The following is a 19567-nucleotide window of genomic DNA, read 5'->3' on the forward strand; positions in this document are numbered from 1 at the left end:
ACTTTTCCCTTTTTTATCATTTTTAAGTAAATGGCACATTTGGAATCAATAATTTCTTCATGCGTATTTTTTAATTAAAACACTTGAACACTTTATTCAGAAATAAGATTACTATTTAGCACTAATCGAAGCTTTTAGTGGGATTTCTAAATTTTTTATAGCACCAATTGGAGCAACCTTAATTGATCTGTTTCCTTTGGATAGGTAGAAATAATAAATACTATTTGTGGCGATCAAATAAATGTCTTCAGATTCACCGTTCGAATAATTCAGCTTGCGGTCGTATTGGAGTTCGTTATTGCGGATGTGTTTTGATAAGTTTTTCCCTTGTCCAAGTCCGATTCCCAAAAACAGTGATAGGAGCCCAATGGCAAAAACAATAGTGAAAAGTTTCGAAAAATGATTTCCTACTTCCTCTTCACTAAGTGTTTCAGGATTTTTTAGGCCAGAAAGATTTTGTGCCCACTTTTTATCCCTTCGCTTTGCCAGATAGGTCGGGTAAGCATAAGCGAGGATAATAAAACCTGTCGTAACGATTAATACCGCCGGATGAGCTGTTAGTGTTGCCACCGGACTGATTAATACATCCATAATCGTGGTGTACTTTAAAATGTTTATACCAATCTGATAGTAAAAAATGCTTTCTTTTAATATCCCCATCACCACAAGGAACAGGTAACCATACGGCAATAACTTTTGTAAGTTTTCAGAGAGTTTCATTTGCTAATGATGTTATTTAGTCTAGAGGTAAACTTTGTTTTGAATGCAAAATAGAAAAAATAACTGTCTCTATTGGTTGTTTGTGTAATAAGCAAAATTATTGGGCAGAATGATTTACTTTTAAACCCCAATCTCCTACCATTTATTGAACTGAGGATGGAACAAGGGCAACAATTTCTTCTGTTGCGGTTTCTATCTGGCTAACATCTGTTTGGGTGGCAGCAAAACGATCGATAGTCAAATTTGGTGCTTTGCCCATAATCAGCGTATGGCGATTGGTATTGCCTTTGAGTTTTAATGTACTATTGTCGAGAATTTCAGTATATAAACCTTCGCTACTGGTATTGATGTCGGCAAAGGCATTCCCCTTAAGAATGATCTGGAGAAATTTAGTGCTGAGCTTTGCTTCTGTTTTTACAACAGCATTTTGATCAGCCTCAATGCGGTAGATATCGTTTACATAAATAACAAGTTTACACTTCTCTTTATCGAGGCTGGTAATGCGTAGTACCTCGCCCTGCTGGGTAACTTTCACATTTCCAGTGTTATCATCTGCAAAAGATATTCCAATTGCGGGCCGCTGTACCAACATCACTTCTACATTTCCCTTTATCACAATCCTTCTAAAGTTTTGAATCTTGTAAAGCATCGTCGTGTTTTTTTCTGTAGCCCTTAAGTTGTTTGGAAGGGCGGCCGTTAAAGTAATTACTGCTAATGCAATAACGATTAGCGTTTTAATTGAAGTTTTCATTGTGTTTTTTATTTAAATGTTAAAATTTATTAAGTTTATGATGGTGCACTATTTAAAATCAGCTTGTACCAACATTATTCAGTTTCGTGGTTAACTAAGCGGGTGCCAAAAAGCAAATGTCACCTCAATCGCTTTGTAAGGGTTGTTTTTGCTTATTATTCGTTTAGGTATGTTCATTTCCGAACAGTAGTTGTGCGGCAGCGAACAGTTTTTGTGTATTAGCAGGTAATTGCTATTTCAATTGTTTATTAGGGCACATGTAAGATTATATTCATTATTTTAGTAAAAGTTAAAGTATATTGAATCAGTCGTTTTGAATAGAAATCACGATGTCAGTAAAAATTAATCGGCAAACACAGCAGAAACTTCAGCAGTTATTGGTCATTATCCTGGCTTGGACGACAGCTGGGATGGTAATTGCCATTTTTGAGGACCTTGTGCTGCATACCCGAAATTCTTTAGGGCCAGCACCAGGCTATACCTTATTTTCTTCAATTGTACTAAATGCAGTTATTGGCTTGTTTGGGGCACTGTTAGGAGGAAGTTTGCTCGTATTTTTTGTAAATGTAAAATATAACGATAAGCCTTATGGTTATACCCTCTTAATTGTTGCCGGATCGTTTTTAGGCGTTATTTYGATTGTAAACGAGATACTGAGCCTCTATGAACTGGGCGATTCGAAAAGATTTTTAAAAAACGGATTGGTGTGGGCCTTTGTGGTTTCCATAACGCAGTTGCTGCTGCAGATAAACAGTAAGTTTGGGCAAGGTATTTTCTGGGATATTATCAGTGGAAAATACAATACACCTAAAGAAGAATCAAGGATATTTATGTTTCTCGACTTAAATTCATCAACCACCATCGCCGAAAGCCTCGGAGATAAAAAATACCACGAATTATTAAAAGACATCTTTATCGATATTACCAATCCTATTTTAGAAAATAGGGGAGAAATATACCAATATGTAGGTGATGAAGTGGTAATTGCCTGGCGTTATGATGAAGGATTAAGAAACAATAAATGCATCAATTGTTTTTTTGATATCAAAGCGCATCTGTTACTTCTGAGGGATAAGTACATTGGAAAGTATGGTTTAATACCTGCTTTTAAAGCAGGTATTCATTGCGGAAAGATTATAGCAGGCGAAGTGGGGATTATAAAACGCGATATTACCTATTCTGGAGATGTACTGAATACCACTTCAAGAATTCAGAATATGTGCAAGGAGTTTAACCAGGAGATGCTGGTATCGATAGCGCTAATTGAAGAACTACAGTTAACAGATTGTTATACCACGCAAATGTTAGGTGCAATTAAGCTTCGCGGAAAGGAAAAAGAAATGCAGCTCGTAGCTGTACAGCCTGTTTAATACACGCCAAGTTTAGAGTTGTAAATCCTATTTAATTACATGCGCTATAATACTGTAATAATTTCTTTACGGAAGAAGCAGGACAGAGCAGGTCGCTTCTTTTTTTTAAATGTGATAGATTGGCTTGATTAACCATTTATAAACCCCTATATGTTTTGTCCCCATTTGGGAGCAATGATATAGTTTAAGCCATCTATTATGTTTGTTTTTACCAATCCGATTAAAACTTCGGGATCTAAAATATTATTCTTTTGTATTACGATATGCGCCGGTGTGCCTGCTTTTGCTCAATATGTAGAACATAAAGGGAATGATGTTACCGCGCCGCTACATCTGTTAAAACCGGCCTATGTTACACCTTATGGTGAAACAAAAATGGCAGATATTAAAGTATCGCTGGATCGCGTTTTTAACTACCTTGATAAAACCACTCCTTTCGAACTGATAGATAAGGTTTCGGGAAAAGTGATTTCGGATTTAAAAAAAGCAGATTCCAGTTCGGTATTTAAACCTGGAGACTATCGTTTAACGAGTTACGAATGGGGTGTTACTTATACTGGCATGCTGGAGGTTGCTACTGCAACAGGAGATCAAAAATTTAAAGATTATACCGTTAAGCGGGTTAGTTTTTTGGCAAATGTTGTTTCTGCATATCAAAAATATTTAAAAACAAATAAAGGGGCAGTAACACCGGTTCGTTCGGTAATAGATCCACATGCACTGGATGATGCAGGTTCTATTGCTGCTGCAATGATTAAGGCGCAGCGAACAGGAGAAGTGAAAGCCGATCTCCGCCCGGTTATTGATCATTATTTAAATTACATCATGACCAAAGAGTTCCGTTTGAAAGACGGTACATTGGCCAGGAACAGGCCGCAACCCAATACGTTATGGCTTGATGATCTCTACATGAGCCTGCCGGCAATTGCCCAGATGGGCGTACTAACTGGTGATACGAAATATTTTGACGAAGCGGTGAAACAATACAGATTGTTTGCCGAACGGATGTTTAATCCAGAAAAAGGATTGTATATGCATGGTTGGGTCCAGGATATGGATCCTCATCCGCAGTTTCATTGGGCGAGGGCAAATGGCTGGGCACTTATGACCAAAATAGAACTGCTGGATGCCTTGCCTGTAAACCATCCAGGTAGATCCTATATCTTGCAAATGTTAAAAGCACATGTAAAAGGTTTGGCAGCTTTACAGGATGGAACAGGTTTTTGGCATCAGCTTTTGGATCGTAACGATTCTTATTTGGAAACATCAGCTACCGCTATTTATAGTTATTGCATTGCCCGCGCAGTAAACAAAGGCTGGCTTGATGCCAAAGCTTATGGTCCTATGGCGCTGTTGGCCTGGAATGCCGTGAGTACTAAAATAAATGCAAACGGTCAGGTAGAAGGTACATGTGTGGGTACGGGCATGGGTTTCGATCCTGCGTTTTACTATTACAGGCCTGTAAATGTTTTTGCTGCACATAGCTATGGTCCGGTGCTTTTAGCAGGAGCAGAAACTTATCGTTTGTTACAAGAGCATCCTTTCGTAATAAACGATAGTTCGGTACAGATGTATAAATAATCAACACCGCATTTAACCAAAATAAAGATGAAATATATACCCTGTTCATTTATTATTGCCGTTTTTACCTGCATTTTAGTATTTAACCATCACGCTGGCTACGCACAGATAGGTAAACGTTTTCCTTCGGAAAGAAAAGTTGTTAAAGATCCCGTTACGGGTGTTGTACTTACTTTTTTAACCAGTAGGCCCGCAGGAGATTCGAAAATTTATCAGACACATAACCAATGGACTGCTGATGGACGATGGCTGATATTCCGATCGGGCAGGGTTAAAGGAGAAGCAATGGCGGTAAATGAGCAGACGGGAGATCTTGTTCAGGTTACCGAAGGTGGCTATACCGGAATGTTGAATGTGGCCAGAAAATCGATGAAACTATATTTTATGCGGAATATTGATTCGGGCAAACGCATAGGAGGCGCAGTAAAAATTATAGAGGTGGATCTGGCTAAGGTATTTGCAGATAGTAAATCTGGTAAAATGAAACCTGTATCAACTTATGAGCGTGTTTGTGGAACCACCCCCGAAGAAATTGGTGCTGGTGGCGATATGGCGCTTGATGGCGACGAAAACTGGGCCTATTTCAGGGTGGGTAAAGAAGAAGCGGCTAAACATCTTGCAGCAGGAATTAAACTGGAACCAAACTTTGGGCCGCGGAAAATGGGCGCTGGCCCATCGGGTATAGCAGGGATGAATATCCATACCGGCGAAATCAAATATGTAATTTCGGTTCCTTTTCAGATAGGGCATATACAGACCAATCCTTGGCTTGCCGGCGAAATTGTTTTTTGCTGGGAAACCGGAGGTAAATCCCCACAGCGAACCTGGACCGTATTGGCTGATGGAACAGGCTTACGGCCACTATATCCAGAAGCCGATTATGAATGGGTTACCCATGAAGCCATAATTTCGCGTGATGAGGTAGCCATGGCCATTATGGGGCACAGGCCTATACCTGGAACCGGTGCTGTATCTGCCCCCCAAACTGAAGTGAACGGTGCCAATCCCGGGCAAGAAAATGCCTGGGGACCATCAGGCACCCGCGAAAAACCTACCGGGCTGGCCATTGTAAATTTAAGAACAAGGGAAATGAGAATTGAAGGACAAACGCCAACGGGCAGCGGGCTTTGGCATGTAAGCGGTTCTCCAGACGGAAAGTGGGCCGTAGGCGACGATTTTTCGAGAAGCATTTATCTGATTAATAGGAAAACACATGAAATGAAACTGCTCTCGGCAGGGCATAAGCAAACAGCGGCAGATCATCCGCATCCTACCATGAGCCCTGATGGTAAAAAAATCGAAATCCAGTCAGCGATGTTATCTGAAGACAACCGATCCATGAATATCTGTGTGATTGCTATCCCGGAAGGATGGATGAATATCAAATAACTTTAAACTAAACAACATTACATGCTACTGCGAATTGCAGGATAGTCCTCATATTTTGTATTATTTGTTGTACTGTTAATGTTTTTTTTGATCATTAACGCTGTTGTTTAATTTTTTTTAAAGGCATTAAGGCTTGCTTAAAACGATTTAGGTATGCTGAAGATCGATATTATCTTTTTATGATAATATTTTATAGTAAGAAGACAGGATAGTACAGGATGGGAATTTTGTTCTGCCTTTATATATTTAAGAAATAATTCACTAACCAAATAACTTTTTAACCAACTATTTAATTAACGAACGTTAATACGATTCTATGCAGTAAAAATCTACTCACCCTTTAAGTCAGTTTTTGCATTTTTTAATTTCTAATTGATTTAGATCCATAGCTTTTTATTGCCCAGTATTTTAATGGCCGTTTATCCAATGAAATTGCTATGAGTAAAATTTTACAGAAATTTTTAATCGTTAATTTGGCGGTTATATTCATTCTCAGCGCTTGCCGGAAAAAAGAATTTGATGAGTTCTATGGCCGTCCTGAAACATTAGCCGATCCGATTTATCAACAACTTCAGGCCAAAGGGAATTTTACCAGATTTTTAGATTGTATAGATAAATCGGGCTATAAAGAAACCTTAAGCAAAGCAGGTTCGTGGACGGTTTTTGCACCAACAGATGCGGCTTTTGCCACTTACATGTCCGAAAACAACTTAACCGAGATAAATGCAACGCTGGCTTCGGCAATTGTACGTTATTCAATGACCTATGATGGAGAGAAAGTAGAACGTTTAAGCGATAATTTAACGGCAAAAGGTTTCGTTAAAAATGTTGGTTTTAGGCGACGTACCGTTTATTACGATTTTGTTTACGATGGCGTAGACAATGATGGTAAAGCGATAAAGGTAATTGCGGGTAACCGAAACGGAACTTATTTACCAACCGACTTTAACAATAAAAACCTACCCTATTTTCTTGCCCCCTTCATCTCTTTTGCAGGCATTAGTGCTTTAGATTATAATTATTTTTATCCCAATACCGAGTATACCGGAAAAAATGTTGGCCCTGGAAAAATTATCGAACAAGATATTGTAGCCGAAAATGGCGTAATCCACATCGTAGATAAAGTGCTTACCCCGCCACAAAGTATTGATCAGTATATTGACACTAAATCACAGTATGGTGCTTTCAAATCCCTTTTGGATAAATATGTAAGCTATAATGTGAATACTGATATTACCCATCGTTATCAGGTGTTAACGGGTAAAAGTGATAATGTTTACGTTAAAAACTATAGCATATTGCTTGGTTTTTCGCCTAATAACGAAAATTACCTGAAAGATGATGCCAACGATGCACAGATTGGCATGTATACCATTTTTGCACCAACCGATGACGCGGTTGAGGCCTATGCAAAAGTGCTGTTAAAATATTATGCAAAAAACAGGTTGCAGCCCGGAAACTATAAAGCACAGCTGAACGAACTGTTTTCTTTAAGATCCGATATCATCAGGGATTTTATCAACTCACATTTATATAGAACTACAGTATGGCCAAGCAAGTTTAATACGGTTAACAGCTTTTTGGGCGAAGCCACTAAACTTACGCCTGCAAACGTTGTAGACAAGCAGTTTTTAAGTAATGGATTGTTTTACGGCGTAAACACTGCCCAAAATGCCAATGTATTTTCAACCGTATATGGGAAGGTAAATTTAGATCCTACCTATTACATTATGAAACAGGCGCTTGATGTATTGGGTTATGCTATTCCGATTAAAACAGCCTCTTTAAAATACATTGTTATTCCCATCCCTGATGCCACCCTGGTAAGTTTAGGATTTTCATACGATCCCTTTTATCCTTCGTCGCCAATTAGGGGCGACCTCAATATTTTAAGACGACTCTTGCAAACGCATATTATCCCACTGGGTGACCGTGCTGTACCAAATTTTGCTACAACAGCTGGTATTTTAGAAACTTCTGGTGGTGAATACATTAAGTACAACAACGGGTTTTTCTCTTCAGCTGGCACAGAAGATTTACCCGCAGTTGCCGATAAAAGTATTAAGATCGATTCGGTTGCCACAGCTGTTAATGGAGCTGATGCCTATGCTGCCAAAGTACTGATGTATACTGTACTTCCGGTAAGCAAGCATATCGAAAAATATGGTACGCTAACAACCGATCCTTATTATTCCTTCTTTCAATACCTTAAAAATAACGTTACGCTTTATACAGCTGCTACAGGCGCAATTCAAGGGGTTACCGATGGAAGCCCTTACACCGTTTTCATTCCTACAAATGCGGCTATACAAGCTGCGGTAACCGCTGGATTATTACCAAAACTAGCCAACGGAACGCCAAATTATGCGCCAACAGACGCCGGAGATATTAGCAAGGTGGCCAAATTTATCCAATACCATATTATTAAAAGCACAGTAGCAAGCGACGGACAGAAAACAGGTTCTTTTGAAAGTTTGCTTAAAAACGATTCGGGAGATGCAGCCAAGGTTACTGTATTTACCAATACCACCAATACGCTCACGCTAAGAGATGTAACCAATACTTCTGTGAATGTTTTGCTGGGTACAACCGATAGGAGCAACGTGTTATCTAACAGAACGGTGATTCACCAAATCAATTCTTATTTAAAATATCAATTCTAAACCGAGATGACTAAAAGATATAATTATAGTTTTTTTATTTTACTATGCTGTTTGTTGGTATCGTCCCTAACCTATGCACAACAAATTAACTATGTAAAGGGTAAGGTAATTGATAAAAAAGATAAGCAGCCCATTATTGGTGCATCTGTTGTAATTGTTGATAAAGACAAAAGGGTAATTAAAGGCGTTTCGACMGATATTGATGGAAACTATTCTTTACCGGTAGCAGATAAAACTTATCGGATATCGGTTTCATATATTGGTTATAGGTCTTCAGCACCTGTTAATATCGATAAAGCAGTAATCAATTTCCAGTTGGAACCTTCTGAAAATCAGATGGATGAGGTTCAGATTGTTTCGAAAGCCAAAACGAACAATGGAAGTGGAATGACGATCGATAAACGCGATCAGACTTCGGCTACGGTTACCATTGATGCCAAAGAACTCGAAGACCTCCAATCGGCATCAATCGATCAGGCTTTGCAAGGCCGCATGGCAGGGGTTGACATTACCGCCAGTACGGGTGATCCGGGCGCGCCGATGCAGATCCGTATCCGCGGTACATCTTCCATTAATGGCGCAACCGATCCGTTAATTGTATTGGATGGTATGCCTTACGATATTACCATCCCTTCTGATTTTAACTTTGCCACCTCTGATGAGAACAATTATGGTCAGTTATTAAATATTGCCCCATCTGATATTAAAGAAATTAGTGTGCTAAAAGATGCTGCGGCTACAGCCGTTTGGGGATCGAGAGCAGCAAACGGTGTATTGATCATTACCACAAAAAGAGGTTCAATTGGTCCGCCAGCTATTTCCTATAATTTTAAAGGTTCGTATTCTAAACAGCCAAGTCCGATCCCGATGTTGGATGGTAACCAATATTCATCACTCGTTTTGGAAGAATATTATAATGCGGGCCGTCAGTTTTCTACTTCAGAATTTGCAAAGCAATTTCAATATGATCCGAACGATCCTTATAATTACTATAATTACAGCAACAATACCGATTGGTTATCAGCCATTACGAGGGTAGGTTACCTTCAAGATCATAACCTGTCTATTTCGGGGGGTGGTGAAAAAGCCAGATACCGTGCTTCGGTAAATTATTTTAACCAAACAGGTACTACCATTGGCACCGATTTAAACCGTGTTTCGGCAAGGGTGAATTTAGATTATATGGTGTCGAACAAAATCAGGTTCAGTTCTGATATTTCTTATACACATATCGATCAGAACGGACTTTTTAATACCCGGGTTAGAGACGTTGCTTATACCAAAATGCCTAACCAAAGTATTTATGAGTATGATGAGTATGGAAATTTAACATCAAACTTTTTTAGTCCTGCCGCAACTGCCCAGGGCGCTTATGCCAGTACTTTTAATCCATTGGCAATGGCATCAGCAGGTAGTAACCACCAATTGGGCGAACGTATTACACCAAAATTTAGTTTACAGTACGAAATTTTACCGAGTGTGTTACGCCTGAATGGAAGTTTTATGGTAAACATTAACAACACCAAAGTAAAAACCTTCCTTCCTCAAATTGCAACAGGGCGGCCTTATACCGAATCGGTGGTCAATACTGCTTCAGATGCTGATGGCGATTCATTCACCATGAACACTAGTATGACTTTGGCTTATACCCCAAAACTGAATGATAAACATGATATTATTGGCTTTTTACGCTTCGATAGTGAAGATAGCCGCAGAACTGGTCAATACCTGTTTTCAACCAATACCGCATCATCGTATTTATCCGATCCTTCTGTTGATAGCCGTACCAATTACACAGGTTCTGCAACCTCATCTTTAGGACAAACCAGGTCAGTTGGTTTATTGGCTAACGTTCAATACAAATTTTTAGACCGTTATATCATTAATGGTAGCATTAGGGGCGATGGTAACTCCAGGTTTGGTGCTGCTAACCGATATGGTATTTTTCCTTCAGTTTCTGGCCGTTGGCGGATATCTGGAGAACCTTTTATGAAAAAGGCCAAATATGTAGATGATTTTAGTTTAAGGGCCAGCTACGGTAAAAGTGGTAACGTTCCGCGTAACGATTATTCTTACTTCAATATTTATCAGAATTACGGTTTTAGTTACCTGGATAATGCCGGTGTGTATTCTACCAATATGGAATTAACCGATTTAAGGTGGGAAACGGTTACCCAATCCAATCTCGGTATTACCTTAAACCTCTTTAAAAATTTAAATATCGACTTCGATTTATACCGTAAACGTACTACCGATCTGTTTTATCCAGGTTTACAAGTACCGAGTTATAACGGATATGGCGGTGTTGATATGAATGTGGGTACAATGGATAACCAAGGCTGGGAAGTAAACCTGAATGCTACCGTCATCAAAAAGAAAAAGATAAGACTAGATCTTGCTTTCAATATTGCACACAACGAAAACGTAATCCGCGAGGTTTCTCCGCTATACCCTCGAGAAAATAAAGGTAGGGTAACCAGCAACAATGTGTACAAAGTATTTGTGCAGGAAAATAATCCTTTCGGATCGTTTTACGGTTTCAAGTTTAAAGGTGTATATCCTGATAAAAACGCAACAGTTGCATTGGATGAGAACGGAAACCAGATTGTTGGACCGAACGGCGATAAAATTTACATGCGTTTTGCTTATCCATCTATTGATTATGTTTTCCAACCGGGCGATGCCATGTATGAAGATATTAACCACGACGGGAACATCGATTATAAAGATATTGTGTACCTGGGTAATGGTAACCCGAAACTAACAGGGGGATTTGGATCTAACCTAACCATCAACGGAAACCTTCGTTTAGGTTTTAATTTCACTTTCCGTACCGGATACGATATTATCAATGGTACTAAAATTAACACCACCAATATGTATGGTTTTAATAACCAAAGTACAGCGGTATTGCGCAGGTGGAAAAAAGAGGGCGATGTTACCGATATGCCGAGAGCCATGTACGGTACAGGTTATAACTTTTTAGGCTCCGACCGCTATATTGAAGACGGATCATTTTTAAGATTGAGCTCGGTGGTTTTAAAGTACGATTTTGGCAAAACCTTTATGAAGAGATTGGGCATGAAATCGCTTACCACCAATCTTACCGTTCAGAATATCTTAACATTTACTAAATATACTGGTCAGGACCCAGAGGTGCCGATTAAGTTAAACGGGTCGAACACAGTGATAGATAATTCTACCACGCCGCCAATTAAGACTATTACTTTCGGTTTAACTGCTAACTTTTAATTCAAAACTGATGAAAAATATTTTATATAGCACTTGTTTGGTAATGATGCTGGTGATGAGCAGCTCTTGCAACAAATGGCTCGATCTTAAACCTAGAGATGGAATTACCAGACAAGAGTTCTGGAAAACGAAAGAAGATGTTTTAGCAGCAGTTTCTGGTTGTTATACCTCATTACTGGCGCCTCCTCCGGGTATTGGTGATAAATCTTTATTGGAGTACATGTTTATGTATGGTGAGCTTAGGGCCGATATGATTGCAGGCGGGCCTAGTATTACAACAGAAGAAACGGATATTATTAATGTAAATATTACCCAGGATAATACAACAGCAAGATGGGCAGCATTTTACCGTACCATTAACTACTGCAATACGGTGCTCGATTTTGCGCCTGGCGTTAAAGCTACCGATCCCACTTTTACCGATGCAGCATTGAACGGTTATGTGGCAGAAGCGCTTACGCTAAGAAGTCTTATGTATTTTTACCTGTTGCGTACCTTTAGAGATGTACCCTTAAAATTAACCGCTACTGTAAAAGATACCGATTTACAGGATCTGCCGAAAACCAAACAGGCCGATATTTTAAAACAGATTGTTGCCGACTTAAAAAAAGCAGAGCAAGGAGCGGTTACCACTTATGGTAGCACAAGATTTGATAAGGGTAGGGTAACCAAATTTACTGTAAATGCTTTGCTGGCAGATGTGTACCTATGGATGGAAGATTATCCGAACTGTATTACCGAATGTAATAAAATCATCAGTTCGCAAAGATTTGCCCTGGTTGGTGCAGGTTCTGGCTGGTATAATAATGTGTTTTTTAAAGGTTCATCCATCGAAACCATATTTGAATTTGACCAGGCGATTGAAAACCCGTTTTATACTTTACTGGTAAATACCAGACKACGTTTTATCGGTTCCCCGTTTTTGAGTACCGAAATCTTTATTCCAGACGACGTTGATCCGGATAATAACTATGATATCAGACCTGGCTCTTATTATAATGCGGCTTTTACCATTCAAAAATACGGCACGGAAAATCCTTCTTACGTAAAATGGCAAGCATACCGTTATTCAGATATCATGATGATTAAAGCCGAAGCTTTGGCCTTAACCGGAGGTGGTGTAGAAGCTTTGGCATTAGTTGATGAACTGAGATTAAGACGTAATGCTGTAAATGCTACGAAAGTTACTGTAGACCCTTCAGAAACTGAAGCTTTGTGCGATTATATTTTGGCCGAACGTGCCAGAGAATTTGCTTTTGAAGGCAAAAGATGGTTCGATCTTTTACGCCACGCCAAACGCAATAACTATAGCCGTATTGATATTTTGTTAGATCTTGCAGCCAAAACAGTATCGCCTACGCTTCAACAATCGGCCATTACCAAATTTAGAGATCCCAATAGCCATTACTTGCCGATTTATCAAAGTGAGTTATTTACAGATCCTAATCTCGTACAAAATCCATTTTACACTAAATAGAATAAGTGATATGAAAGTGAAATTAGACATCCGCAACATTACCTATTTGGTTATACTCAGTGCATTTATAATCTTCGTGATTAATGCCTGTAAAAGAGAAAGTTTAACATTAAGTACTACTGATGATGTAAACATTACCGGATTTTTGGAGAAAAATCCAGAAAAATTTTCTTTGTTTACCCAAATCTTAGAAAGATCGGGTACAAAAGGTTATTTGGCAGCATATGGCAAATACACCATGTTTACTCCTGATAATAATGCAGTTAACGATTGGTTGAAAAGTTTAAATAAAACAGCAGTCGATCAATTATCAGCTGCAGAACTGAAAGACGTTGTTCGTTTCCACGTTTTGCCAGATACCGTTGCTACAGGCAAATTTACCGATGGGAAGCTAACCCAGATCACCCTTTATGGTCAGTATTTGCAAACTGGTGTTACTTTTAAAGATGGTGTAAGTAGTTTTATCATCAACAAACAGGCGCTCATTACACAATCTAATGTAAGGGTAGGTAACGGTATTATCCACGTTATCGATCATGTGTTAATACCATCAACCAAAACATTGGCAGCAAGTATAGAAACGAACAACAGGTATAGTATTTTTACGCAAGCCTTAAAAGAAACTGGATTTTATGATTCGTTGAATTATGTGCAATCGGCTATTCCTGATACTACCCGTCGTTTTCAAACGGTAATTCTCGAATCCGATTCTGCATTACAAGCTGCAGGTTTTAGTAATTACGCGGCCTTAAAAGCCAAACTTTCAAAAACAGGTAATCCGAAAAGCCATACTGATAGTTTGTGGATGTATGTAGCTTACCATATTTCAACAGGTGCAAGTTATACGCCTGATATTGTTTCTTCACCTTCGTTATCTACTTTGGTGCCTAGTGAAATTGTAACCACAAAATTAGTGGGAACCAAAATCTTATTAAATGACGATGAATTTAATGGGGTGATTGAGCCCGGAGTAGAAGTAAACAGAACTTTTAGTAATGTTACTACTTCGAATGGGGTTTTACACGAATCGAAAGGTTTTTACAAAATTAAACCAAGGGTACCTACGGGTGTTTTCTTCGATATAGGCGATCAGCCAGAATTAAAATTATTAGCGGCCTGGCGGGCCCCCGGACAAACCATTCAGCTTTTACAAAACGGAAAATTGATTACAGCAGGCATCAGGCTCGATGCTTACCGGTCGGGAACAATTGGCCCTGTTTATGCCGTGTCGTCAACACCAATCGGTGCATCTGATGGTCGGAGTTACGCCAACAGGGATGTAATTCAGTTTAACCCAACCACCAGTAATACTTTACGCTCTATCTGGATGGAAATCAGAACTCCTATGCTGGTTAAAGGTAAATACAAAGTGTGGATCTGTTATACCTACAATGGCTCCGGACCACTTACGCAGGTTGGGGTAGATGTGGGTACAACACAAGAGCAGTTATTGCCAAATCTGGTCGATTTTGCGCAAACATTAACCAGTTCTGGGGTACCTACTGCCAATGCAGCCTTGCCTTCTGCAGATGGATTGATGTTAACCAACGGTTTTAAACGCTATATGGCCACAACTGCCGATGTAAGTAACGGTGTAAATGGTTTACAGCCCATCTCACAGAATAATTTATGGTCGGTTATGGTCGGGAAATTGGCCGGGGTAGTAGATATTAAAACAACTGATAAACACTGGGTTAGGTTTACTACCCTGCGTGGTAATGGAAGTGGAATTATGAATATGGATATGATTCACTTTATTCCAATTGATGATGATCAGAACTATCCAAGATTTAGTCCGTCGGGCCTGATTTATAAACGCCCATAACTAATTGAGCTATAGAACTAATAATATAAATAATGACTAGAAAATATATAATATATGTTGCCCTGCTCAGTATCAGTGCAGTTTTATATTCCTGTAAAGATAACCTGGAACTTCATAACGAGCTTACCAATGTAGATAACAGTTTAGATCTTGCACAAAAGCTCGATGCCCAGTCTAACTTAAGTGTTTTTAACGGTTATGTTAAAACTACGGGTTATGATAAGGTGCTTGCAGCTGCGCAAAATTATACGGTTTGGGCACCAACCAATCAGGCTTTAGCCAGTTTAGATGCAGCAATTGTTTCTGATCCAGCAAAATTAAAAGATTTTGTTGCCAACCATATTGCACTATCTACTTTCCCATTAAACAAAGAGGGCGATACCACAAGGTTGAAACTGCTTAATAATAAGTTTGGTGTTTTTACCAGCACTAAATTTGAAGAAGGCAATGTTTCTGTTGCTGGCCAGTTCGTAAAAAATGGAGTATTGTATACCGTAGATCAGGCTGTTCCAACCAAACAGAATATTTGGGATTATATGCTCAATAGTACTGATGGTGCTTTGCAAAAAAACTACATTAATAACCTGTCGATTACCGTTATCGATACCGCAAACGCTACTGTTATTGGTTATAATGCATTGGGAAATCCAATTTTTGCCCCCAATCCACCAATGATATCCAGAAATACTTACTGGGTAAATGTAGCCGATTTGAGAGACGAAAGCCAGCAATACACTTATTTTATATTACAGGATGCTGCTTTTACAGCCGAATCGGCAAAACTTTCAACCTATTATCCAAGTGTAGATCCGAATTTGAATGCTTCCTACTTCTTGGTAAAAGATTTAACCGTTAAAGGCGTTTACCCGATTGAAAAGTTGCCAGATACACTGATTTCTTTACAAGGCGTAAAAGTGCCAGTCAATAAGGCTAATATTATCCGTTCCTACCGGGCCAGTAACGGGATGGTGCATGTTGTAAATGCACTGCCTTTCCGTTTAAAAGATAAAATACCAGAATTTAAAATCGAAGGTGAAAAACCACAATTCGTTAGTGCTGCACGTACACTTTTATACCGCACAAAACTCGATAATTTAGGGAAAACCTTTAATGATATCGAGGTTTATGACCATAAATATGCCGAATTTGGTGTGTTTTATACTAAAGCCAATTTACCTGTGGTAAAATATAAAGTTTACGCAAGGGCCATTTCTGGTTTGCCTGGCGACCCACAGGTGGCGGCATTTACACAGCGTTACTTCTTTTTTAACCCCGCCACAGTAAGTTATACTTTGTTTTATACCCATCTGGTAAATCCCTTAACCTATAACGAAACCTACTTAGGAGAATACACGCCAGCACAGTTTGGCAATTTTCAGGTGAGGTTAACCGCTGCAAACAGTACGAATGTAAATGTGAGTACACTCATATTGGATTATCTACGCTTCGAACCAGTTTTACCTTAATTATGAATCTTGCTTTCAAAAAAAATACTATGTATAATTTTACAACGATAAAAAAAGTTTGGGGCATGCTACTTTGCTTACTGGTGTTTGGCTTAGCTGCACAGGCACAGGAAGTAGATTCGATGAAAACCGAAACAGATACCACTACCGTAAAAGTAAAGGCCCGCGCAGTTAAGGGTGAAAAAATAAGGGGAGTTGTGCTCGATGGGAATACCAATAAGCCTTTAGTGGGCATTAATATCACGGTTACTGGTTTTAATGCCGCCATTACCGACGAAAAAGGAAGGTTTACTGTAGTCGTACCCGATTATAAGGCCAGCATTATTATTTCGGGTAATGGTTTCCAAACCAAGGTGCTACCGGTTTATAAAGACAAAGAAATCAGAACCAAACTTTACCCGTTATCATTTGCCTCGGTTTACAACGAGGTAGTTACGCCGATAGGTACGGTTTCTCAGGCGCGGGCAATACCCGCCATCAGTAATGTGAGTTTGCAAGGCAACTGGGCCAGTAATTCTGAAAGTGTAATGAGTTACGTTCAGGGCAGGGCAGCAGGGGTTAAAGTTACCAGGCGCTCAGGAACGCCTGGTGTAGGTGCCGATGTGCTCATCAGAGGATTTAACTCTCTGTATGCTACAAATCAGCCTTTATATGTGGTTGATGGAATGATTTTCGATGCCAATAATTACGGTACTTCGCTAATTAAAGGTCATGTTAACAACCCGCTTCAATTTATCGATGTTCGGGATATTGAAAATATCAGCATCATTAAAGATGCGGCTTTGGCAGCGACTTATGGGGTGAAAGCGGCAAATGGGGTGGTGTTAATTACCACCAACCGTGCACACGATCTGGCCACCAATATCGATTTTTCTGGTTACGCAGGTTTCAATTTCAAGCCTAAAAACTTACCTGTAATGGGGGCTTCTGATTATAGGTTATATCTTTCTGATATTTTAAAAAGTCAGGGCTTAAGCAATAGTGCCATTGCCGCAAAACCTTATATGAACGACAGTCCAACCAATCCCGATTATTTTAAATACCACAATGAAACGAATTGGCAGAATGAAGTATTAAAAAGCAGTTTCGATCAGAACTATTTTTTAAAGGTAACCGGTGGCGATAATATTGCGAAGTATGCACTTTCTGCTGCTTATGCCAGAGATCGGGGCGTAATTGATAGCACTGATAATTTAAAATACAGTACGCGCTTTAATAGTGATTTAAACCTGACTAAAAAACTGCAGGGAAGCACCAGTTTATCATTTACCTATACAGAGCAGCGTTTAAAAGACCAGGGAATTGCTCCTGTAACCAACCCACTGTTTTTAGCTTTGGTTAAATCGCCTTTTATGGCCAGAAATGAAATAAATTCGACTGGGGCAGTTTCACCAAATTTAGCGGATTACGATACCTTACAGGTGAGTAATCCAAGAGCTTTAATCGAGAAAGGACAAAATTTAAAAAAGGCTTATCGATTTTATGGAAACATCAATTTCGATTTTACTTTCAACAAAAACTTTAAACTATCTAACCTAAGTGGTGTAACTTACGATAAAACACAGGAAACGCTTTTTATTCCAAGAAAAGGGGTAACCAACGATACGCTTTCCAATTATGTAGGCGATAGCCGTTTGGGTACGCAGGTAGGAAGGTTTTTTAATGTGTTTAACGATCTGCGTTTAACTTACGATCAATCTTTCGGCTCATATAGTAAATTACATGCAATTGTAGGTACACGCTATTCGCAGAGCGAAAGCGAGCAGGACTATGCTTTGGGTTTTAACTCTGCAACAGATGAATTGATCAGCATTGGTAACAGTAATGCCGCTTTTAGAACATTTGGCGGTGATATTGGGAAATGGCGTACGCTGAACAATTACCTGTCTGCCAATTATAGCTATGCCGATAAATACCTGGTTAATTTCTCAATGGCTGTTGATGGATCTTCGCGCTTTGGTGCAAAGGCCGATCAGGGTTTCTTAAACTTCGATGATGGTTTGAGGATTAATGGAAGCCGTTATGCCGTTTTACCCGCTGTTGGTGCTGCCTGGGTAATCTCTTCAGAGAAATTTATGCGCAATTTACACCGTGTTGACCTTTTGAAATTAAGAATGAGCTATGGTTTAGTTGGAAATGATGATGTTGGGAATTATACCGCCAGAAAATATTATACCTCTCAAAATGTATTGGGCATCAGGGGTATCGTAACCGGAAATTTTGCTAACCCCAATCTACAATGGGAAACCGTACGCAAGTTTAATACTGGTATAGATGGCTCCTTTTTTAGTGAGCGTCTAAGCATCAGCTTAGATTATTGGAGAAACAGCACTAAAAATATGTTAAGCTATCAATTGCTGAGTGTTGTTACGGGTAGTGCTTCTTTTATCAACAATAATGGTGGCATGCAGACAAATGGTTTAGATTTAGCCTTAAACGGTCGGATTCTAAATGAAAAATTAAAATGGGATGCGGGTTTAACCATCGGTACATCAACCAATAAAATTACCAGTTTACCTGATGGAAATTCAGTTATAACCAGTTATGCAGGTGGTGCTTACATCAGCCAGGTTGGTCAGTCGGCCAATCAGTTTTACGGTTATAAAACCAATGGTGTTTTTGCGACCAATGCGGAGGCCGCTGCCTCAGGTTTATCTAGCCGCAACAGTTTGGGAGCACTTGTACCATTTACAGGGGGCGATGTAAAGTTTACTGATAGCAATGGCGATAAGATTATTGACGATGCCGACCGCACTGTTATTGGTAATCCTAATCCGAATTTATTTGGAAGCTTTAACAACACCTTCACTTACAAAAACTGGAGTTTAGATGCTTTAATCACTTTTGTTAGCGGTAACGACGTTTACAATTATACGAGGGCACAGCTAGAATCTGGAAGTACTTATTACAACCAAACACCAAATATTGGCAACAGGTGGAAAGGTGATGGACAAGTTACGTCGGTACCAAAAGCTACTTATGGCGATCCGGTAGGGAACGCCCGTTTTTCTGACCGCTGGATAGAAGATGGCTCTTATTTACGTTTGCGAACCATTAATGTAACCTATAATGT

At 39.3% G+C, this 19567-nt stretch carries 11 protein-coding genes; 9 read left to right on the forward strand and 2 right to left on the reverse strand.

The annotated features are described in order from the left end of the window. Positions 1-111: 111 nt before the first annotated feature. Together AC1DPQ_RS01330 and AC1DPQ_RS01335 are read right to left on the reverse strand one after the other, a co-directional pair. Positions 112-720 carry a hypothetical protein gene (locus AC1DPQ_RS01330; protein ID WP_477607604.1) on the reverse strand — a complete coding sequence of 203 codons (609 nt, stop codon included), beginning with the start codon at positions 718-720 and terminating at the stop codon, positions 112-114. Positions 721-862: 142 nt separating this feature from the next. Then, entirely contained in the window at positions 863-1471 is a 609-nt protein-coding gene (locus AC1DPQ_RS01335; RefSeq protein WP_477607606.1) for a GIN domain-containing protein, read from the reverse strand. Positions 1472-1800: 329 nt separating this feature from the next. Between AC1DPQ_RS01335 and AC1DPQ_RS01340 the strand changes: the two genes are divergently transcribed. From AC1DPQ_RS01340 to AC1DPQ_RS01380, 9 genes are all read left to right on the forward strand, one after another. Continuing rightward, on the forward strand, positions 1801-2841 hold the full coding sequence (locus AC1DPQ_RS01340; RefSeq protein ID WP_477607608.1) for an adenylate/guanylate cyclase domain-containing protein: 1041 nt from the start codon (positions 1801-1803) through the stop codon (positions 2839-2841). A 198-nt stretch (positions 2842-3039) separates the two neighbouring features. Continuing rightward, on the forward strand, positions 3040-4422 hold the full coding sequence (locus AC1DPQ_RS01345; protein WP_477607610.1) for a glycoside hydrolase family 88/105 protein: 1383 nt from the start codon (positions 3040-3042) through the stop codon (positions 4420-4422). A gap of 27 nt (positions 4423-4449) precedes the next feature. Then, on the forward strand, positions 4450-5811 hold the full coding sequence (locus tag AC1DPQ_RS01350) for a hypothetical protein (protein WP_477584135.1): 1362 nt from the start codon (positions 4450-4452) through the stop codon (positions 5809-5811). Positions 5812-6248: 437 nt separating this feature from the next. After that, positions 6249-8474, forward strand: a complete 2226-nt coding sequence (locus tag AC1DPQ_RS01355) for a fasciclin domain-containing protein (RefSeq protein WP_477607612.1) — start codon at positions 6249-6251, stop codon at positions 8472-8474. A gap of 6 nt (positions 8475-8480) precedes the next feature. Beyond that, complete coding sequence (locus AC1DPQ_RS01360; protein WP_477607614.1) at positions 8481-11726, forward strand: SusC/RagA family TonB-linked outer membrane protein; 3246 nt, start codon at positions 8481-8483, stop codon at positions 11724-11726. 10 nt (positions 11727-11736) lie between these two features. Further along, complete coding sequence (locus AC1DPQ_RS01365) at positions 11737-13203, forward strand: RagB/SusD family nutrient uptake outer membrane protein (RefSeq protein WP_477607616.1); 1467 nt, start codon at positions 11737-11739, stop codon at positions 13201-13203. 10 nt (positions 13204-13213) lie between these two features. Further along, the gene (locus tag AC1DPQ_RS01370) at positions 13214-15028 is read left to right on the forward strand and encodes a fasciclin domain-containing protein (RefSeq protein ID WP_477584616.1); all 1815 of its coding nucleotides are present in this window, start codon (positions 13214-13216) and stop codon (positions 15026-15028) included. Positions 15029-15060: 32 nt separating this feature from the next. Then, positions 15061-16494: a fasciclin domain-containing protein gene (locus AC1DPQ_RS01375; protein ID WP_477607618.1), complete on the forward strand. Its 1434-nt coding sequence runs from the start codon at positions 15061-15063 to the stop codon at positions 16492-16494. A gap of 29 nt (positions 16495-16523) precedes the next feature. Next, positions 16524-19567: SusC/RagA family TonB-linked outer membrane protein (locus tag AC1DPQ_RS01380; protein WP_477607620.1), on the forward strand; the 3044-nt coding region annotated here is incomplete at its 3' end.

Source organism: Pedobacter sp. 01T416_2 (assembly GCF_056398925.1).